The 18,890-nt window shown below is 66.6% G+C and carries 22 protein-coding genes and 2 tRNA genes; 12 read left to right on the top strand and 12 right to left on the bottom strand.

Translation table 11 applies throughout. The features are described 5' to 3' along the window. The first annotated feature begins 44 nt into the window (after positions 1-44). From MRBLMI13_RS03785 to MRBLMI13_RS03775, 3 genes are read left to right on the top strand one after another with little or no spacing between them, the layout of a single operon-like run. Positions 45-1,118 carry a mechanosensitive ion channel family protein gene (locus MRBLMI13_RS03785; RefSeq protein WP_056376768.1) on the top strand — a complete coding sequence of 358 codons (1,074 nt, stop codon included), beginning with the start codon at positions 45-47 and terminating at the stop codon, positions 1,116-1,118. Next, the gene (locus tag MRBLMI13_RS03780) at positions 1,115-1,564 is read left to right on the top strand and encodes a globin (protein ID WP_309688372.1); all 450 of its coding nucleotides are present in this window, start codon (positions 1,115-1,117) and stop codon (positions 1,562-1,564) included. The genes MRBLMI13_RS03785 and MRBLMI13_RS03780 overlap by 4 nt, the downstream gene beginning before the upstream one ends. Next, positions 1,561-3,219, top strand: coding sequence for an FAD-binding dehydrogenase (locus MRBLMI13_RS03775; protein ID WP_367820318.1), 1,659 nt, complete (start codon positions 1,561-1,563; stop codon positions 3,217-3,219). Before MRBLMI13_RS03780 ends, MRBLMI13_RS03775 begins: the two co-directional genes overlap by 4 nt. Positions 3,220-3,233: 14 nt before the next feature. Here MRBLMI13_RS03775 and MRBLMI13_RS03770 read toward each other — a convergent pair whose 3' ends face one another. Next, positions 3,234-3,899, bottom strand: coding sequence for a hypothetical protein (locus tag MRBLMI13_RS03770; RefSeq protein WP_367820320.1), 666 nt, complete (start codon positions 3,897-3,899; stop codon positions 3,234-3,236). A 51-nt stretch (positions 3,900-3,950) separates the two neighbouring features. On the opposite strand from MRBLMI13_RS03770, the gene MRBLMI13_RS03765 reads away from it, so the two are divergent. Beyond that, entirely contained in the window at positions 3,951-4,838 is an 888-nt protein-coding gene (locus MRBLMI13_RS03765; RefSeq protein ID WP_367820322.1) for an acyl-CoA thioesterase, read from the top strand. Between the two features lie 16 nt (positions 4,839-4,854). On the opposite strand, the gene MRBLMI13_RS03760 is transcribed toward MRBLMI13_RS03765, so the two are convergent. The 4 genes from MRBLMI13_RS03760 to MRBLMI13_RS03745 all read right to left on the bottom strand — a co-directional run bounded on the left by MRBLMI13_RS03760 (position 4,855) and on the right by MRBLMI13_RS03745 (position 8,291). Next, entirely contained in the window at positions 4,855-5,343 is a 489-nt protein-coding gene (locus MRBLMI13_RS03760; protein WP_042536723.1) for an acyl-CoA thioesterase, read from the bottom strand. Positions 5,344-5,349: 6 nt separating this feature from the next. Continuing rightward, a complete protein-coding gene (ettA, locus tag MRBLMI13_RS03755; RefSeq protein ID WP_042536724.1) occupies positions 5,350-7,029 on the bottom strand; it encodes an energy-dependent translational throttle protein EttA in 1,680 nt (559 codons plus the stop codon). Between the two features lie 136 nt (positions 7,030-7,165). After that, positions 7,166-7,663, bottom strand: a complete 498-nt coding sequence (locus MRBLMI13_RS03750; protein WP_367820325.1) for a DUF6993 domain-containing protein — start codon at positions 7,661-7,663, stop codon at positions 7,166-7,168. A gap of 85 nt (positions 7,664-7,748) precedes the next feature. Beyond that, on the bottom strand, positions 7,749-8,291 hold the full coding sequence (locus tag MRBLMI13_RS03745; RefSeq protein ID WP_367820327.1) for a single-stranded DNA-binding protein: 543 nt from the start codon (positions 8,289-8,291) through the stop codon (positions 7,749-7,751). A gap of 204 nt (positions 8,292-8,495) precedes the next feature. Here MRBLMI13_RS03745 and MRBLMI13_RS03740 point away from each other — a divergent pair, with 204 nt between their 5' ends. Beyond that, positions 8,496-8,765, top strand: a complete 270-nt coding sequence (locus tag MRBLMI13_RS03740) for a hypothetical protein (RefSeq protein WP_367820328.1) — start codon at positions 8,496-8,498, stop codon at positions 8,763-8,765. Between the two features lie 23 nt (positions 8,766-8,788). Here MRBLMI13_RS03740 and MRBLMI13_RS03735 read toward each other — a convergent pair. Then, positions 8,789-8,861, bottom strand: a tRNA-Arg gene (locus MRBLMI13_RS03735). Between the two features lie 59 nt (positions 8,862-8,920). Between MRBLMI13_RS03735 and orn the strand changes: the two genes are divergently transcribed. The 6 genes from orn to MRBLMI13_RS03705 all read left to right on the top strand — a co-directional run bounded on the left by orn (position 8,921) and on the right by MRBLMI13_RS03705 (position 11,566). Beyond that, a complete protein-coding gene (gene orn, locus MRBLMI13_RS03730) occupies positions 8,921-9,547 on the top strand; it encodes an oligoribonuclease (protein WP_367820329.1) in 627 nt (208 codons plus the stop codon). Positions 9,548-9,583: 36 nt separating this feature from the next. Beyond that, positions 9,584-9,659 (top strand) — tRNA-His (locus tag MRBLMI13_RS03725). A gap of 115 nt (positions 9,660-9,774) precedes the next feature. Then, positions 9,775-10,404, top strand: coding sequence for a LysE family transporter (locus tag MRBLMI13_RS03720; protein ID WP_056376756.1), 630 nt, complete (start codon positions 9,775-9,777; stop codon positions 10,402-10,404). A 36-nt stretch (positions 10,405-10,440) separates the two neighbouring features. Beyond that, positions 10,441-10,788: a metallopeptidase family protein gene (locus MRBLMI13_RS03715; protein ID WP_056376754.1), complete on the top strand. Its 348-nt coding sequence runs from the start codon at positions 10,441-10,443 to the stop codon at positions 10,786-10,788. Beyond that, positions 10,785-11,078, top strand: coding sequence for an ATP-dependent Clp protease adapter ClpS (clpS, locus tag MRBLMI13_RS03710; protein ID WP_056376751.1), 294 nt, complete (start codon positions 10,785-10,787; stop codon positions 11,076-11,078). The genes MRBLMI13_RS03715 and clpS overlap by 4 nt, the downstream gene beginning before the upstream one ends. Continuing rightward, the gene (locus tag MRBLMI13_RS03705) at positions 11,075-11,566 is read left to right on the top strand and encodes a DUF2017 family protein (protein ID WP_042536734.1); all 492 of its coding nucleotides are present in this window, start codon (positions 11,075-11,077) and stop codon (positions 11,564-11,566) included. The genes clpS and MRBLMI13_RS03705 overlap by 4 nt, the downstream gene beginning before the upstream one ends. 3 nt (positions 11,567-11,569) lie before the next feature. Here the strand turns inward: MRBLMI13_RS03705 and MRBLMI13_RS03700 are convergent, their stop codons facing one another. From MRBLMI13_RS03700 to gatC, 6 genes are read right to left on the bottom strand one after another with little or no spacing between them, the layout of a single operon-like run. Beyond that, positions 11,570-12,151 carry a hypothetical protein gene (locus MRBLMI13_RS03700; RefSeq protein WP_367820330.1) on the bottom strand — a complete coding sequence of 194 codons (582 nt, stop codon included), beginning with the start codon at positions 12,149-12,151 and terminating at the stop codon, positions 11,570-11,572. Then, positions 12,135-12,452 (bottom strand): hypothetical protein, encoded by a 318-nt coding sequence (locus tag MRBLMI13_RS03695; RefSeq protein WP_042536738.1) that lies wholly within the window; start codon positions 12,450-12,452, stop codon positions 12,135-12,137. The genes MRBLMI13_RS03700 and MRBLMI13_RS03695 overlap by 17 nt, the downstream gene beginning before the upstream one ends. A 37-nt stretch (positions 12,453-12,489) precedes the next feature. Beyond that, complete coding sequence (dinB, locus tag MRBLMI13_RS03690; RefSeq protein ID WP_367820331.1) at positions 12,490-13,746, bottom strand: DNA polymerase IV; 1,257 nt, start codon at positions 13,744-13,746, stop codon at positions 12,490-12,492. Positions 13,747-13,793: 47 nt separating this feature from the next. Continuing rightward, the gene (gatB, locus tag MRBLMI13_RS03685; RefSeq protein WP_367820332.1) at positions 13,794-15,308 is read right to left on the bottom strand and encodes an Asp-tRNA(Asn)/Glu-tRNA(Gln) amidotransferase subunit GatB; all 1,515 of its coding nucleotides are present in this window, start codon (positions 15,306-15,308) and stop codon (positions 13,794-13,796) included. Next, complete coding sequence (gene gatA, locus MRBLMI13_RS03680; protein ID WP_367820334.1) at positions 15,308-16,825, bottom strand: Asp-tRNA(Asn)/Glu-tRNA(Gln) amidotransferase subunit GatA; 1,518 nt, start codon at positions 16,823-16,825, stop codon at positions 15,308-15,310. Before gatA ends, gatB begins: the two co-directional genes overlap by 1 nt. After that, positions 16,822-17,121 (bottom strand): Asp-tRNA(Asn)/Glu-tRNA(Gln) amidotransferase subunit GatC, encoded by a 300-nt coding sequence (gatC, locus tag MRBLMI13_RS03675; RefSeq protein WP_042536743.1) that lies wholly within the window; start codon positions 17,119-17,121, stop codon positions 16,822-16,824. Before gatC ends, gatA begins: the two co-directional genes overlap by 4 nt. 68 nt (positions 17,122-17,189) lie before the next feature. Between gatC and MRBLMI13_RS03670 the strand changes: the two genes are divergently transcribed. Further along, entirely contained in the window at positions 17,190-18,890 is a 1,701-nt protein-coding gene (locus MRBLMI13_RS03670; protein ID WP_367820336.1) for a long-chain-fatty-acid--CoA ligase, read from the top strand.

The raw sequence follows: 18,890 nt of genomic DNA, 5'->3' as shown, positions 1-18,890 counted from the left end.
GTGCGTCCAGCCCGCGCAGAGGCCTGATCGCTACTCTGGAGGGGATGATGCAGCCATTCGACACGACGCCCGACCCCGCAGAGACCGTTCTCCCCTCCTGGTGGATGGACGTCGTCACGGTGCTGCGCGATGTGGGCCTGCAGGCGCTCGGAGTGGTCGCGATCATCGCCGGCTGCGTTCTCATCGCTCTCTTGCTCCGCGTGGTCATCCGCCGCGTCGTGCATCGCATCGTCGACAGCGCGAAGAACAAAGCGGCCGTCGACGACACTCAGGCCTTGGAACGCTCGCCGCTCGCTGACATGCGTCTCGTGCAACGCACGCGGACTCTCGGCACCATCCTGCAGAACATCGTCAACGTGATGCTGGTGGTCATCGCGATCGTGCTCGTGGTCAATCACCTCGCGCCGACGCTCCTGGGCTCGCTGACACTCCTCACTGCGGCTGTGGGCGCGGGTCTCGGTTTCGGCGCTCAGAACATCGTCAAGGACGTGCTCAACGGCATGTTCATCGTGGCGGAGGATCAGATCGGAATCGGCGATGTCGTCGATCTCGGCCTCGCCTCGGGCGTGGTCGAATACGTGAGCGTGCGCATCACGCAGGTGCGCGACGTGAACGGCACGCTCTGGTACGTCCGCAACGGCGAGGTGCTTCGCATCGGCAACATGTCGCAGGGCTGGGCCAGGGCGATCATCGATCTCGGCGTGCCGGTGGACGCCGATCTCGAGAAGGTCGAGCAGATCATGCTCGACACGGCTCAGGCTCTCGCGAAGGATCCGAAGTGGCGCACCCGCATCATCGAGAAGCCCGAGCTCTGGGGCCTCGAGTCGATAGACGGCGACGCCCTCGTCGTGCGGCTCGTCATCAAGGCTCGTGCCAACGCCAAGGACGACGTCGCGCAGGAGCTGCGTAAGCGCCTGCGGGCCGCGATGCTCGAGAACGAGATCTTCCTCCCGAGCATGACCACCGTCGTCCCCACCGGCCTCGAGGGCGCCCGTCGCGTTCGGGGTGCCAATCCGCCCAAGACACGTCCGAACGCCGTCACCGGCGTTCCCGTCATCCCGGATCGTGGAATCTGGCGGCGCAAGAAGACGAACGATGACGGGAGCTCCCAGAAGTGACGTTCTACGACGAGGTCGGCGGGCGCGACACCTTCGCGAAGATCGTGTCGGTCTTCTATCGCGAGGTCGCACTGGACCCGGTCCTGAAGCCGATGTACCCCGAAGAGGATCTCGGCCCTGCCGAGGAGCGACTGCTGATGTTCCTGGAGCAGTACTGGGGTGGCCCCACGACCTATGGGGAGACGCGCGGACACCCACGCCTGCGGATGCGTCACATGCCGTTCCACGTCGATCCCGACGCTCGTGACAGGTGGCTCCGGCACATGCGAACGGCTTTGGACGAGGCGCAATTGTCGCCACTCCACGAATCGACGCTGTGGGACTACCTCGAACGCGCCGCGTATGCCATGGTGAACACATTCGAGCCGTCCGGCATCGGCGCACCCTCGGCCGGGCGCCCCACGCTCGAGACGCGATCGCGTCAGGAATCAACGGAGAGCACATGACGAACACGCCCCTGTCTGCAGACGTACTGGTCATCGGATGGGGGCTCGCCGGTCTTGTCGCAGCGGGTGAGGCGCTGGATGCCGGTCGTCGTGTGATCCTGGTCGACCAGGAGCCGCGCACCAACCTCGGCGGGCAGGCATGGTGGTCGTTCGGTGGCCTGTTCTTCATCGACTCTCCCGAGCAGAGGCGGATGGGCATTCGCGATTCGCTGGCCCTCGCCACGCAGGACTGGTTCGGGACCGCATCGTTCGACCGCCCCGAGGATCACTGGCCGCGTCGGTGGGCCGAGGCCTATCTGCAGTTCGCGGCCGGAGAGAAGCGCTCGTGGTTGCGCGAACGCGGAGTGGGTTTCTTCCCGGTGGTCGGCTGGGCCGAACGCGGAGGCTACGGTGCGCTCGGTCCCGGCAACTCCGTCCCTCGATTCCACATCACCTGGGGCACCGGGCCGGGTGTCGTCGCGCCGTTCGCCGCCGCGGTCGAGCAGGGCGAACGCGAGGGACGGATCACGATCCTCCCCCGCCATCGCGTGACGGAGCTGATCACCACCGACGGAGCCGTCACCGGCGCGCGCGGCACGATCCTGGAGTCGAGCCCTGCCGCTCGCGGCGTCGAATCGACGCGGCGCGCGATCGGCGACTTCGAGATCAGCGCCGGCGCCACGATCGTCTCCTCCGGCGGTATCGGAGGAAATCACGACCTCGTGCGCGCTGCCTGGCCGGCAACCTTGGGCGCGCCTCCTGAGCACATGCTCACGGGAGTGCCCGCATATGTGGACGGATCGATGCACGCCGTCTCGGAGTCTGCCGGTGCGCGTCTCGTCAACGGCGACCGCATGTGGCACTACGTCGAGGGAATCACGAACTGGAACCCCGTGTGGCCGTCGCACGGCATCCGCATCCTCCCCGGCCCGTCGTCGCTGTGGCTGGACGCGACGGGCAAGAGACTGCCCGTGCCGCTCTTCCCCGGCTTCGACACGCTGGGCACACTCGCCCACCTCCGCAGCACCGGCTACGACCACTCGTGGTTCGTCACCTCTCGCCAGATCGTCGAGAAGGAGTTCGCCCTCTCCGGAAGCGAACAGAACCCCGATCTCACCGGCAAGGATGTCGGGCTCCTCGTGAAGTCCCGACTCGCCAAGGGCCCGACGGGGCCGGTGCAGGCGTTCCTCGACGAGGGAGAGGACTTCATCGTCGAGAACGACCTCGAATCGCTGCTCGAGCAGATGCAGCGGCACCCCGGCGGAGAGTCACTCGACATCGATCATGTGCGACGAGAGGTGATCGCGCGTGACCTCGAGATGGAGAACGAGTTCACGAAAGACGCCCAGATCGGCATGCTGCGTTCGATGCGCGGCTACCGTGGCGACAAGCTGATCCGCACCGCAGCTCCGCATCGTCTTCAGGACCCGGCAGCCGGCCCTCTCGTCGCCGTCAAGCTGCACGTTCTCACCAGGAAGTCACTCGGCGGGATCAACACCGATCTCGACGGCCGCGCTCTCGGAGCCGACGGCGAACCGATCGTCGGTCTGTATGCCGCCGGCGAGGCGAGCGGATTCGGGGGCGGCGGTGTGCACGGTTACCGGGCGCTCGAGGGCACGTTCCTCGGTGGGTGTCTCTTCTCGGGACGCCAGGCCGGGCGCGCCGCCGCCCGCTGAGCTCGTGGTCCGCGCTACTGGGCGGAGCCGGTGCCCCTGACGGCTGTGAGACCGGTCGCGACGGGTCCTCGAGCGAGAACGTGACCGCGCCGGAAGGCGAGTCGAGTCCACCGCCCCGACTGCATCACCGGAACGTCTTCCTCACCGGAGATGAAGCCGAACGCGTCGGCCGCGAATGCGACTCCGCGAGGCAGGCCGCCGAGATCCTCGTCGGGCTCCCCCCAGATGGCTGCACGAAGCGCTCTGACGGCTTCCTCCCCGGACCCGGGCGTCACTCCGCGCGCAACTGCGCTGATCCCCCACTGCGCGCGTCGAGCGATGACGGATGCCGCCAGGGTCGACGTCGGCTGCCAGTGGCCGCGCGGTGGAGCGACTCCGGCCCACGCGGGTGAGAGCCCTGTCTCCGGCAGGGTCAGCGCGCTGTCATCGTCTGTCGCGGTGAGCGAGGAGACGACGACATCGCACTCGAGCTCAGGATCCGCCTGCACGACGCGCATCGCCAGCACCGTCGGGGTCTGATCGAACAGACCGTGGGGCGCTAGAGCGGCTCCTGTGAGCGCGAGAACACCTCCGGCCGCCTGCAGCCGAACCCCCTCATCGGAGATTCGGGTCGCTCGCCCGAGGAAGGTCAGTACGTCCTTCGCGGTCTCGGCGTCTGCAAGAAGAAGCTGGTGGGGCACACCCTCTAAACTAGCAACGCCAGCGGCATCCGCCGTCGCGGGAAGGAACTCATGACCGCCGACGCCCACGCGATTCGCACCGTCGAACAACTCCTCGACGTACTGGACCTCGATTCCACTCAGGCCCGCACCACCGAGGACATCTTCACCGGATCTTCGCATCCGATGCCGTCCGGGCGGATCTACGGTGGTCAAGTGCTCGCTCAGAGCCTCCTCGCCGCGGAACGGACGCTCCCCGAGGATCGTGCGGTGCACTCCATGCACGGGTACTTTCTGCGGCCGGGCGACGCAAGCCAGGGCATCACGATCGCCGTCGACCGCATCCACGACGGCCGATCCTTCTCCACCCGTCGTTCACAGGCGTATCAGAACGGTGTGCCGATCTTCTCGATGATCGCCTCCTTCCAGGACGACGATCCGGGCATCGAGCACGCGGTGCCCATGCCTGAAGGAATTCCGGGTCCGGACTCTCTGCTGCCCGACGAGCAGCGCGTCGACGGGCTGCCGCCCGGCGTTGTTCGGATGCTCAGCGATCGCGCTGCTGACGTGCGCCACATCGACTCGCCGATGTTCCTGCCGAGCGAGGATTCCCGCGTTCCTCAGCAGGGCGTCTGGATGCGCATGAAGGCACCGCTTCCCGACGACCAGCGCATTCACCGGGCGGCTCTCGCATATCTCAGCGATATGACGATCCAGGAATCGATCCTTCGCGCCCACGGCGTGTACTGGGGGCTCCCGGGGTTGAAGGTGGCGAGCCTCGACCATGCGATGTGGTGGCACCGGCCTGCGCGCGTCGACGAGTGGCTGCTCTACCTGCAGGAATCGCCGAACGCGCGCGGGGGCCGCGGCCTCGCTCAGGGACGCATCTACACGCAGTCGGGCGATCTGGTCGCCTCTGTCGCCCAGGAGATCATGGTCAGGGTGCCGTCCCCGGCCTGATGCCGCGCCATTCGGCTCAGCGGTGGGTGTACTCGATGGAGGGGCCGACGTACGGCTCCCACGCGTCGCGCATCTCCTGCGTGAGCCGTGTGGGACGGCCCGACTTGGCGTCGACGAGCACGATGATCGCGGTCGACCGCGCATAGATCGTGCGGGGCTCGGCTGCGGGGTCGTTGTGCACCTCGTAGCAGACCTCGACGCTGGAGCCGCCGAGCTTGCCGAACCACATCTGCACTTCGAGAGGTCGACGCTGGTAGGGCACCGGAGCGAGGTACTCGATCTCCTGCCGCGCGATGAGCGTCAGCGTGCCCTCGTCGATGCCTGAATCGAGCACAGCGGTCGATGGTGCCTGCTCACCGGGACCCGCACGCCAGAACGCGCGTACGCGCGCCTCCTCGAGGAGCTTCAGCATCGAGGTGTTGTTGACGTGATTGAATGCGTCCAGATCGCCCCAGCGGAGGTGGATCGGGATGTGCAGCCGGGGCCCCGGTGTCAGGTCGGACATCGGCGATCAGTCGCGCGTGAGCTTGCGGTGCGTCGACCGGTGCGGCTTGGCCGCGTCGGCGCCGAGGCGCTGGACCTTGTTCTCCTCGTAGGACTCGAAGTTACCCTCGAACCAGTACCACTGAGCGGGCTTCTCGTCGGTGCCCTCGTACGCGAGGATGTGGGTCGCGATGCGGTCGAGGAACCACCGGTCGTGAGTGATGACCACTGCGCAGCCCGGGAACTCGAGAAGCGCGTTCTCGAGAGAACTCAGCGTCTCGACGTCCAGGTCGTTGGTCGGCTCGTCGAGCAGGAGTAGGTTGCCGCCCTCCTTGAGCGTGAGGGCCAGGTTCAGACGGTTGCGCTCACCACCGGAGAGCACGCCTGCCTTCTTCTGCTGGTCCGGGCCCTTGAAACCGAACTTCGAGACGTACGCGCGTGAGGGGATCTCCGTCTTGCCCACCGTGATGACGTCGAGACCATCGGACACGACCTCCCACAGCGTCTTGTCGGGGTCGATGTTCGAGCGCGACTGGTCGACGTAGCTGATCTTGACCGTCTCGCCGATCTTGAGGTCTCCGCCGTCGAGCGGCTCCAGGCCGACGATCGTCTTGAACAGGGTCGTCTTACCGACACCGTTGGGGCCGATCACACCGACGATGCCGTTCGGCGGCAGGTTGAAGCTGAGCCCATCGATGAGCACCCGGCCGTCGAAGCCCTTCTGGAGCTTCTTCGCATCGATCACGATGCTTCCGAGACGCGGTCCCGCAGGAATCGAGATCTCCTCGAAGTCCAGCTTCCTGGTGCGTTCGGCCTCTGTCGCCATCTCCTCGTACCGCGCGAGTCGCGCCTTCGACTTCGTCTGACGGCCCTTTGCGCTGGACCTGACCCACTCCAGCTCCTCCTTGAGGCGCTTGGCGAGCTTCGCGTCCTTCTTGCCCTGGACCTCGAGGCGTTCGCCCTTCTTCTCCAGGTAGGTCGAGTAGTTGCCCTCGTAGCCGATCAGGCGGCCACGGTCGACCTCGGCGATCCATTCGGCGACGTGGTCGAGGAAGTACCGGTCGTGAGTGATGGCGATGACCGCGCCCTTGTATGCCTGAAGGTGCTGCTCGAGCCAGAGCACGCTTTCCGCGTCGAGGTGGTTGGTCGGCTCGTCGAGCAGGAGCAGATCGGGCTTCTGCAGGAGCAGCTTCGCGAGTGCGACGCGTCGCTTCTCACCTCCGGAGAGCGGAGCGATCGCCGCGTCTCCGGGAGGCGTGCGCAGGGCGTCCATGGCCTGTTCGAGCTGCGAATCGAGGTCCCAGCCGTCCGCCGCGTCGATCTCCTCCTGCAGGGTTCCCATCTCGGAGAGCAGGGAGTCGAAGTCGGCATCGGGATCTGCCATCAGCATGGAGATCTCGTTGAACCGGTCGACCTTCGCCTTGATGGCGATGCCGTCCTGGATGTTCTCGATCACCGTCTTGGTCTCGTCGAGCTCCGGCTCCTGCATCAGGATTCCGACCGAGAAACCGGGAGACAGCTTCGCCTCGCCGTTCGACGGCGTGTCCATGCCGGCCATGATCTTGAGGATCGTCGACTTACCGGCGCCGTTGGGACCCACCATGCCGATCTTGGCACCGGGGAGGAACGCCATCGTGACGTCATCGAGGATGAGCTTCTCACCCACCGCCTTACGTGCACGAACCATCGAGTAGATGTACTCAGCCACCGAAAACCGCTCCTTCTGTTGGCGTCGAAGATCGACACTCCAGCCTACCGGCGATCTCGGTGGCCGCTACCGAAGCCGGATGCCAGCTCCACGACGCGGTTGCGCGCTTTGCCGCACGTGCCACGCACGTGGCGGGTTACCAGTCGATCGCTCGCGTCGTCCCGACGAGACAACGTCCCTCGGCCAGTTGCGGCATGACGACCGTGACGGGCTCGCCCGTCGACGGGCCCACCTGCCCTATGAGGCACTCCGTGTCTCCCCACCGCACGGCGAACATGAGGCTCTCCACCGGGTTGCCGACGGTCGAGACGTCCTGTGTGACCTGCATGGCTGCCCGGTCGAACCCGGCGGCGATCAGGGCGTCGATGTAGGCACGACCCGACACCTTCTGGTCTGACGCCCACACCGCGGCGGTCACGGCCGCGAAGAGCGGCAGGTTGTCATCGGCGGTGCCGTCCGGAACATACGCGGGACCCGAAGGAGACGCCGACGGACTGGGGCTCACTCCGGCATCCGTCGGCTTCGGTGTGGGCGTTGCGGGCGCACCGCACGAGGTCAGCATCAGCGCGAGCGTCGTGGCGACGCCGGTCGCGATCGCCGCACGCGATGCGGAGGAGTCCGGTCGTCGAAGCACGAACTGAGTCTAAGGGCGTCCTCCCCCGCAGCGCCCGAGCGCGCTCACGGATGCCATGTGCGCCGGCGTCGATCGGCCAGGGATCTCAGAGCGTGCTCGCCCCTGCGGCAGCAGAATCCGCGAGGCCGTCTTTGGCACCCAAGAGCGCGCCGTCCTTCGCCGCCCACGACGTGTCGATGTCCGGACCGTCACCACGCGAGTGCGCAGAGTGCTCGGCGTCATCGTGCGGGTCCGATGTCGCAGTGGTTCTGGGCGGGGCATCGACCCCCGATCGCGCGCTGCGGCGATACGCCGTCGTCCCCCATCGGAGATCGTGGCCGATCGCATCGGCGTCGATGTCGACGCTCGTGCCCTGCTTGCCGTTGTTCTCCCAGGCACGGATCTTCATCCTCCCCGTGACGATCACGCTGTCACCGGACCGCAGAGAGGCCTTCGCATGTTCGCCCAGCTGACGGAAGGCCGCGACCGAGTACCAGTTCGTCGTCACATCGACCCACGTCTGGGTCGCATCATCGAATCGTCGGTGCGTGCTCGCGAGTCGGAAGTTCGTGACGGGAACTCCACCTGTCGTTCGCCCCTGAGTGGGATCGGTGGCGACGTTGCCGACGATGGTCACTGTGTCATGCATGTTCTCTCCTCTGTGCCCGGAGCGTGCGTCCGGATCACTTCAGAGTGCGCCCTCTCTCCACCTCGCCGATGCCGAGAACACGGGCTTCCTGAACAACTCGGAGCGGCGCGCGAATGTGCAGAACTACTCAGTCGCCGGCAGTCGTCACGTCTGGCCAGCAATGTCGGTGGTCGGTCATACGTTCGAATCATGAAAGGAGATTCGATGTCTGCAACCCTGATCACGTCCACGCCCGAGGTTCCCTACGCGACACCGCAGCTGTCGACCAACAAGGAGCATCTCGTGCGCGCGTCCGCCCACCTATGGCGGGTTCAAGACGCGCGAGAGAGGGTCCTCGGGCACCTGCGCCTCATCCCGGATCCACTCGGGGTTCGCTACCGGGCGGAGCGCCTGCACCTCGCCACGGCGTCGTTCCGACTCGTCGGCGACTTCTGGAGCGCGGATGACGCGGTCGCCGCTCTCCGCAACGGATGAGCACTGCCCGGCTCAGGTGATCGTGCCCCCGGCAGGATTCGAACCTGCGACCAAGAGATTAGAAGGCTCCTGCTCTATCCCCTGAGCTACGGAGGCGCACACATCTACCGTACCGCGCCAGACTCGGATGTCGGAGCCGTCGATAGGATGGCGAAATGGTATCTGCCTCAGAGAATGACCGCCTCGTATGGATCGATTGTGAGATGACCGGTCTCGATCTGGCCGTCGACGAACTCGTCGAGATCGCCGTCGTCGTCACTGATTTCGAGCTCCGTCCGGTGGACCCCGGCTTCCAGGTCGTCATCCGCCCGAGCGACGCGGCACTCGAGAACATGAATGACTTCGTGACGAAGATGCACGAGACGTCGGGGTTGATCAACGAGATCCCCCACGGCGTATCGCTGGCCGAGGCCGAAGCGCAGACCCTCGCCTACATCAAGCGGTTCGCTCCGGTCGAGCGCAAGGCTCCTCTCGCCGGCAACACCATCGGCACAGACCGGATGTTCCTGGCCAAGTACATGAGTCAGGTCGATCAGTGGCTCCACTATCGCAACGTCGATGTCTCGAGCATCAAAGAGCTCTCGCGGCGGTGGTACCCGCGGGTGTTCTTCCAGGCGCCGGCGAAAGACGGCGGACACCGCGCCCTCGCCGACATCCTCGAGTCCATCCGCGAGCTGCGGTACTACCGCGAGGCGGTCTTCGTCGCCGAACCGGGGCCCTCGAGTGACGATGCTCGCGACATCGCCGCACGCACGGTGTCAGAGTTCACTCCGAACATGTAATAGACTCGTCTGGTTGCCGATCGCGATCGGCACATGGTGGGTATAGCTCAGCTGGTAGAGCGCTGGCTTGTGGTGCCGGATGTCGCGGGTTCGAGTCCCGTTACTCACCCCACTCTGAGAAGGTCCGAGTCGAAAGGCTCGGACCTTCTCTGCGTCACGAAGCGCTTCCTGCTCCGGGCCCGAACCACGGTGATCGACGCACGGTGAGGCCCCCGTAGGATTGCGGGGTGTCGCTCGCCGTGTGGTTCTCACTTCTGACCGCCTGCGTGGTTATCAGCTTCACGCCGGGGGCCGGCGCCATCAACACGATGTCGAACGCCCTGAGCCAGGGCTGGCGCCGTTCGATCTGGGGAATCCTCGGGCAGCAGCTCGCTCTCATCGTGCATGTCGTGATCGTCGCGGCAGGCCTCGGACTCGTCGTGTCGCAGTCTGAGGTGCTGTTCAACGTGATCCGATACGCCGGCGCGGCATACCTGGTCTTCCTCGGCATCCGTCTGATCCTCACCAAGCCGAAGCTTCCTGCGGCTGACGAGGGGACCACGGTCGACCTCTACGAGGGCCACTGGTCGATGATCAGACGAGGGTTCTGGGTGAATCTCCTCAACCCGAAGGCGATCGTGTTCTTCCTCGCGTTCATCCCGCAGTTCATCCGCCTCGATCAGCCACAGCTCCCTCAATACCTCACTCTCATCGTCACGGTCATCATCGTCGACATCGTGGTGATGTGGGGGTTCTTCGCCACCGCGGCTCGGCCTTTCCGAAGGCTCACACGATCAGCGCGCGGACAGCGGACGCTCAACAGCGTCTTCGGCGTCCTCTTCATCGCCGTCGCCGGTCTCCTCGTCTTCCTCCACTGACGCTTCGCTCCCAGGCCCGGCAATAGGCTGGACCTGATGGAAATGGATGCTGCGGACTTCGAAGAACTCGTGATCGACGAGCTCGATCGGCTGCCCGACGAGATGGTCGACGGGCTGGAGAACGTGGTGTTCGTCGTCGAGGATCGGCCGGAGGACGGCAGCCTGGACCTGCTCGGGCTCTACGACGGGCTGGCCCTGACCGAGCGCACGCAGTACGGCTCCGGCGAGCTCCCCGACCGGATCGTCGTCTACCGCGAGCCGCATCTGGCAGCGTGCGAGACGGACGACGAACTGCGCGACGAGGTGCACACGACCCTGGTGCACGAGATCGCGCACTTCTACGGCATCGACGACGAGCAGCTCCACACGCTGGGGTGGGCATGAGCCCCCTCGCCACGCCCGACATCGAAGAGTCGGTCGATCTCTCAGCAGCTCCGCTCGAACCATGGGAGGTCGTCGTGTGGAACGACCCTGTCAACCTGATGAGCTACGTCGTGCGAGTCTTCCGCACCTACTTCGGCTACTCGCTGGAGCGCGCGACGGTGCTCATGCGACAGGTGCACCACGACGGCCAGGCGATCGTCGCGACAGGGCCGCGAGAGACGATGGAGGTGCACGCGCAGGCGATGCACGACTACGGCCTGTGGGCGACCGTCCGAAAGGCCACGAGATGAGCGAGCCGATGGTGCGGATACGTATGGCTCGGGTCGAGGGCGCGCAGCTCGCGCAGCTGGTCGACGACTTCCGCGATCTCGTGGGAGCGACCCGCGACGTCGAGGATCCCGCGATCGGCCGCCTGGTTCCCGATGCCTACCCCGAGGACGAGGAGTCGTCTCGCGCGTTCCGGGATGCGACTCGAGAAGACCTGCTCGATCGACGCGCTCTGGACGCGGACATCGTCCGCACCGCACTCGCAGGCATGCGCGGTGACCTCGCCGAGATGTCACACAGCGAGGCCTTCGCGGAGCACGACCTCGACATACCTCCGTCCGACATCGACGCATGGCTGCGCACGCTCACCGCATTGCGCCTCGTGATCGCGGAGCGCCTCGGCATCGAGAGCGACGATGACCACGACCCCGACGACCCGCGGTTCGGCGTCTACGACTGGCTCGGGTACCGCCTCGAACTCACGATCGACGCGGCCGACGAGCTCCTCTGAGACCTACGGCACCTCGATGACCCTGGTCGCGAGCGCACGCGGATCGTCACGCACGATGTGATCGCTTTCCTGCTGCGCCCAGCGATCCCAGTGCGGACGGTACGTATCGCCATCGCGCGCCAGCGCTCGGGCCTTGCGACCGACCTCCGCGGACTCGACCCAGACCCGCACATCCGCAATCGCCGCCGTGGCGGGCGTGAGTATCCCGCTCCCTTCGATCAGCACCCCGAGCGCCGGGTCGACCGCGTGAATCTCGGCCTCGCTGCCGCTCCCCCAGTCCCATCGTCGCCACTCGCCCAGATACCCTCGTCCGTGCGGGCGGAGGATGCCGTCCAGAGCGCGTTCGACTCCGTCTCTGAGCCCGTCCCACCCCGGATAGATCGAATCCAGTGCGACGAGCTGCACCCGTCCTGCGATCGGCCAGCGTTCGACGAGCATGCGCGCGAGGGTCGTCTTCCCCGCTCCGCTGCGACCGTCGATCAGGACGACCGGGTTCGCCGCCGCGAGCATGTGGATGTCGTCGACGATCAGGGCCGCAGCGCGCTCGAGGGCGTCAGCGACCGGGTCACTACTTCTTGAGGGCACGGATGATGCGAGAGAGCGCGCGTCCGGTCACCCAGATGAACGGCACAGCGACGACGAGCAGCGTCACGATGTTGGGCTCGAACCGGAGCCCCTCCTCGCGACGGACGTAGACGCCGACCGGGACCGACACGCCTCCGCCTCCGCCGCCCTCGGCGCCGTCACCGCTTCCTCCGCCGAAGCCGGAGTAGGTGAACGCCACCGGAGTGATGCTCACGCCGTCGATATCCTGCGGCTCGCCGTACGCGCTCTTCACGCCGAACGAGGCGGCCTGCTGTCCGAGTTCCAGTGCAATGTTGGGCATGGCTCCACGCTAGCCCAGGAAGCGGCCGTGGGAAGGGTCAATCGAGCCCGTGCGCCCTGGGATGCTGCGCGGCACCACGGCCGTCACCCCGCCCGATGTGTCTCGCTCGCCTGATCGTGGCAGTGCCGAAACGTGCGACGGCATCGTCGACCGCGCCCTCGACGCGCCTCCAGTCCTCGTCGTCGTCCCAGAGGCCGAAGCCGCCGCCGCCGGCCGGCCGCAGCTTCTCAGCGCGCACTCCGACCAGACGCACGGGATCCCGTCGATCGATCTGGTCGAAGAGCGCTTGGGCGGCCTCGCCGATGCGCTGGCCCACCGCGGTGGGTTCCGGGAGCGTCTGCGAACGGCTGATGGTGCGGAAGTCGTCGAACCTGATCTTGATGGCGACCGTCGACGTCTCCCATTCCGCCTTCCGCAGGCGCGCTGCGACGCGGTCGGCGAGGCGCAGGAGCTCTGCTCTCAGGAAGGACCTGTCTGAGATGTCGGTGTCGAAGGTCTCCTCGTGCCCGACGCTCTTCTCGACGCGCTCCGTCTCGACTGCGCGGGGATCCTCGCCGCGAGCGAGCTCCGCGAGTCGCGCGCTGAGAGCCGGCCCCACGGCGCGGTCGAGCATCGCCGGAGACGAGGTGCGGATGTCGCGCACCGTGCGGATTCCGCGCCCCTCCAATGCCTCGGCCGCCTTCGGCCCCACACCCCACATGGCGCGCACCGGACGCGGGTCGAGGAAGTCCTGCGTGCCGGATGCCGAGACGACGAGCATCCCATCGGGTTTCGAGATCGTCGAGGCCATCTTCGCCACATGCTTCGTGGCTGCGACGCCGACACTGCAGGTGATGCCCACCTCATCTCTGACGCGCTGACGAACGAGGTGCGCGATCTGTGCAGGGCTGCCCCAGAGCCGTCGGACGCCGCGCACATCGAGGAAGGCCTCATCGACCGACAGCGGCTCGACCAACGGCGTGAACGACTCGAAGATCGCCATCACCTTACGTGAGACCGCCTGGTAGCGATGGAAGTGCGGAGGAACGACGCGCGCCGACGGGCACAAGCGCAGCGCCTGAGACACCGGCATCGCCGCACGCACGCCGTAGCGGCGCGCCTCGTAGGAGGCACTGGACACCACCGATCGGCCGTCGGGTGACCCGATGATCAGCGGGAGACCGCGCAAGCTGGGATCATCGAGCACCTCGACACCGGCGTAGAACGCATCCATGTCGACGTGCAGGATGCTCGTGCCGGTGTCGTCGGCATCGGCTGACGACACGATGCGCCCTCTGCCGTCACCGTGTCCCATGAGACCATTCTCCCCCGGACCTCAGACATGAGGTCCGGGGGATCCGATCACTGCGCAGCGCGCTCGAGAACGAGTTCGCGGACCCGGGCTGCGTCGGCCTGGCCCTTCATGGCCTTCATCACAGCGCCGATGACGGCGCCGGCTGCCTGGACCTTGCCGTCCTTGATCTTCGCGAGAACGTCGGGCTGAGCTGCCAGGGCCTCGTCGATCGCGGCGATCAGCGCGCCGTCATCCGAGACGACGGCGAGTCCGCGGCCGTCGACGACCTCCTGCGGCGTCCCCTCACCGGCGATGACTCCCTCGAGCACCTGGCGGGCCAGCTTGTCGGTGAGGGTCCCGGCGTCGACGAGCTTCTGCAGCGCCACGACGTTCTCAGGAGAGATCAGCTCCGCGGCATCCTTCTCCTGCGTGTTCGCGAGACGGCTGATCTCGCCCGTCCACCACTTGCGGGCCGTGGCAGGAGTCGCTCCGGCCGAGATCGTCGCCTCGACGACCTCCAGCAGGCCGCCGTTCCGCACGTCCTGGAACTCCAGGTCGGTGAACCCCCACTCGCCCATCAGGCGGCGCCGACGCGCCACGGGCTGTTCGGGCAGCTGCGCTCGGAGCTCCTCGATCAGCTCGGCCGCAGGCTCCACCGGAACCAGGTCGGGCTCGGGGAAGTACCGGTAGTCATCGGCATCCGACTTGGGACGACCGGGCGAGGTCGTGCCCGTGTCCTCGTGCCAGTGCCGGGTCTCCTGAGTGATCGTGCCGCCGTCGGCGAGGATCTGCGCCTGACGCTGGATCTCGTAACGCACGGCGCGTTCGACCGACCGCATCGAGTTGACGTTCTTCGTCTCGGTGCGCGTGCCGAGCTTCTCCTGGCCGCGAGGGCGCAGCGAGATGTTGGCGTCGCAGCGGAGGTTGCCGCGCTCCAGGCGGGCTTCGGAGATCCCGAGGCTGCGGACGATGTCACGGATGGTCGCGACATAGGCCTTGGCGACCTCCGGGGCACGGTGCTCAGTGCCGAAGATGACCTTCGTGACGATCTCGACGAGCGGAACACCGGCGCGGTTGTAGTCGACCAGCGAGTACTCGGCACCCTGGATGCGTCCGGTGGATCCGCCCATGTGGGTGAGCTTGCCGGCGTCCTCCTCCATGTGCGCGCGCTCGATCGGGATCTGCACGATGGTTCCGTCTTCGAGCTCGACCTCGACTTCACCCTCGAACGCGATCGGCTCGTCGTACTGCGAGATCTGGTAGTTCTTGCCGAGGTCGGGGTAGAAGTAGTTCTTCCGTGCGAAGCGGCTCGACGGTGCGATCGAGCAGCCGAGTGCGAGACCGAGGCTGATCGACGAGCGAATCGCCGCCTCGTTCACGACGGGCAGCGATCCGGGTAGACCGAGGTCGACCGGGGCGATCAGCGTGTTCGGCGCAGCCGCGTGATAGGCCTCGTTCGCCGGGTTCGGCGCGTCCGAGAACATCTTCGTGTTGGTGTTGAGTTCGACGTGCACCTCGAATCCGAGAACGGGCTCGAACAGCTCGAGCGCTTTGTCGAAGTCCATGAGCTTGGCAGTGGCCATCAGCGGGTCCCTCCCACGAGCTGGGGTGCACGCGTGAGGAGCGGTGCTCCCCACGAATCGACGAGGAGCGTCTCGACCGCAGCGCCGACCTTGTAGAGTCGCGCGTCCTCCCTCGCCGGTGCGATGAACTGGATGCCGACGGGCAGTCCGTCCTCTGCCGCGAGGCCGCTCGGGATCGAGATGCCCGGGACGCCGGCGAGGTTGACCGGGATCGTCGTGATGTCGTTGAGGTACATCTGCAGCGGATCGTCGATCTTCTCGCCGATCTTGAACGCGGTGGTCGGTGCCGACGGCGTCGCGATGATGTCCACCTCCGCGAAGGCGTTCGCGAAGTCCTGCTGGATGAGCGTGCGGACCTTCTGTGCACTGCCGTAGTAGGCGTCGTAGTACCCCGCCGACAGTGCGTACGTGCCGAGGATGATGCGTCGTTTGACCTCGTCGCCGAAGCCGGCGTCGCGCGTCGCGGACATGACGTCCTCGACGGTCGGGTTGCCATCCGGAGTCACACGGAGACCGAAGCGCACGGAGTCGAACTTCGCGAGGTTGCTGGATGCCTCGGCGGGGAGGATCAGATAGTACGCGGCGACGCCGTACTCGAAGTGGGGCGCTCCGATCTCGACGATCTCTGCACCCTGAGCCTCCATGAGCGCGAGAGCGCTGCGGAACGACTCGGCGACGCCCGGCTGGAACCCGCTGTCGGGCAATTCCCTGATGACACCGACTCTGAGGCCTTTGAGCACATCTCCGCGCGCGCCCTCACGGGCGGCATCCGCGAACGAAGGCCACTCGTCGCGCAGCGATGTGGAGTCCTTCGGGTCGTGACCGCCGATCGCATCATGCAGCAGACCTGCGTCGAGCACGGTACGCGTCACCGGTCCGACCTGGTCGAGACTGGAAGCGAGTGCGATCGCGCCGTAGCGGCTGACACCGCCGTAGGTGGGCTTGACGCCGACCGTGCCGGTCACATGCGCGGGCTGACGAATGGATCCACCGGTGTCTGAGCCGAGCGCCAGCGGAGCCTCGAAGGCGGCGACAGCCGCGGCCGATCCACCGCCGGAGCCACCGGGAATCCGATCGAGGTCCCACGGGTTGCGGGTGGGGCCGTATGCGGAATGCTCGGTGGACGACCCCATGGCGAACTCGTCCATGTTGGTCTTGCCGAGCGGGATCAGCCCTACCGCGCGCGATCGAGCGACGACGGTGGCGTCGTACGGCGAGCGGTAGCCCTCGAGTATCCGCGAGCCGCTGGTGGTCGGCTGGTCGGTCGTGACCAGCACGTCCTTGATGGCGAGCGGCACACCGGCGATCGGGCCGAGCTCCTCGCCCGCAGCCCGCCTGGCGTCCACAGCTGCGGCGGCATCGAGCGCGCCCTCGTTCACGTGGAGGAAGGCATGGACGTCGCCGTCGACGGCGGCAATGCGGTCGAGGTGTGCGCGCGTCGCTTCGACGCTGGAGATCTCGCGGCTGGCGAGCTTGTCCGCAAGCTCGGCTGCGGTCATCCGGATGATGTCGCTCACTGTTCTTCTCCCAGGATCGCGGTGACGCGGAACCGGCCATCGGCCTGGTCCGGCGCGTTCTGGAGCACCTGTTCGTGCGTGAGCGTCTCGCCCACCACATCGGGACGGTAGACGTTGCTCAGCGGGATCGGGTGACTCGTCGCGGCGACGTCGGGGCTTGCGACCTCAGACACCTTCGCGATGTTGTCGACGATGGCATCGAGCTGGCCCGTCAGCCGGGTCACCTCGTCGTCATTGAGCTGGATGCGCGCGAGCACGCCGAGATGGCGCACAAGATCAGGGGTGATTTCAGACACGTCCCAAGTCTAGTTGCCGTGCTCGTCGTCTCCCCGCAGACGGGCGGTGCCGGTCCTATGCTGGGCGGGTGAGCCCGTACCATCCTCCCCGCCCGTGGATCGCCAGCTATGCGGAAGGCGTCCCCGACGACCTCGCCCCCGTCTCGGGATCGCTGATCGACATCGTCGCGGCATCCGCTCGCGATTACCCCGACGCCCCTGCACTGCAGTTCTTCGGACGTGAGACGACCTATGCGCAACTGCAGGATGCGATCGACCGCGCCGCCGAGGGTCTGCGCGATCTGGGCGTGCGCGCAGGGGATCCGGTCGCGATCGTGCTGCCGAACTGCCCGCAGCACATCGTGGCGTTCTACGCCGTGCTCCGTCTGGGCGCCGTGGTCGTCGAGCACAACCCGCTCTACACGCCTCGCGAGCTCCGCAAGCAGTTCGAGGACCACGGCGCGAAGCACGCGATCGTCTGGAACAAGGTCGTATCGACAGTGCAGGAGTTCCCGGCCGATCTCGCGGTGACGAACCTCATCTCCGTGGACGTCACCCGGGCGATGCCCTTTCTGACCCGCGTGGCTCTGCGACTGCCTGTGGCGAAAGCGCGAGAGTCGCGCGCGGCGCTCACCGAGCGCGTCCGCGGGACCGTCGCCTGGGACTCGCTGGTGCAGTCGGCTCCGATCTCGGCGACGCACCCGAAGCCGGCCACCCGCGACCTCGCCATCATCCAGTACACGTCGGGCACCACGGGAACCCCCAAGGGTGCGGCACTGACGCACGGCAACCTTCTCGCGAACGCCGCCCAGTCGCAGGCGTGGGTGCCGTCCATCCAGCGCGGCAAGGGCTGCGTCGTCTACGCGGCGCTGCCGATGTTCCACGCTTACGGCCTCACGCTGTGTCTGACGTTCGCGATGTCGATGGGAGCACGACTCGTGCTCTTCCCGAAGTTCGATCCGGACCTCGTGCTCGGTGTGATGAAGAAGCACCCGGCGACGTTCCTCCCGCTCGTGCCCCCGATCGCTGATCGACTGCTCGCCGCGGCGAACGCCGAGGGCGTGTCCCTCGACGGGATCGAGGTCGCGATCTCCGGCGCCATGGCGCTCCCGCACGAGCTGGTGGTGCCGTTCGAGGCTGCCACGAACGGCTTCCTCGTCGAGGGATACGGACTCAGCGAATGCTCCCCCGTTCTGATGGCGAATCCGGTCGCAGACAACCGCGTTCCGGGAACAGTGGGACTTCCTTTGCCCGGCACCGAATGCCGGGTGGTCGATCCCGACAACCCGACCGTCGATGTCGAACCCGGCGCGGCGGGCGAACTCCTCGTGCGCGGTCCACAGGTGTTCTCCGGGTACTACGGCAAGCCGGAGGAGACCGAGGCCGTCTTCGTCGACGGCTGGTTCCGCACCGGAGACATCGTGACGGTCGACGATGCGGGCTTCATCAGAATCGTCGACCGCATCAAGGAACTCATCATCACCGGCGGCTTCAATGTCGCACCGACGGAGGTGGAGAACGCACTGCGTCAGCACCCGCAGGTGGCCGACGCCGCGGTGGTCGGCCTGCCGAGCGATCACTCCGGCGAGGAGGTGGTCGCGGCGATCGTCATCGACTCCGGAACCGAGGTGGACGTCGAGGCGATCCGCGAGTATGCGCGCAGCATCCTCACCCCCTACAAGGTGCCCCGTCGCATCTTCGTCGTGGATGAGCTTCCGAAATCGTTGATCGGCAAGGTCCTGCGTCGGCAGGTCAGGGAGAAGCTCCTGGCGCTGACCTCCGGCGCCTGA

This window comes from Microbacterium sp. LMI13-1-1.1, assembly GCF_040815625.1.
Taxonomy (GTDB): Bacteria; Actinomycetota; Actinomycetes; order Actinomycetales; family Microbacteriaceae; genus Microbacterium; species Microbacterium forte.
The sequence above is the reverse complement of the archived record's forward strand: the minus strand, read 5'-3'. Positions and strand labels throughout refer to the sequence as shown.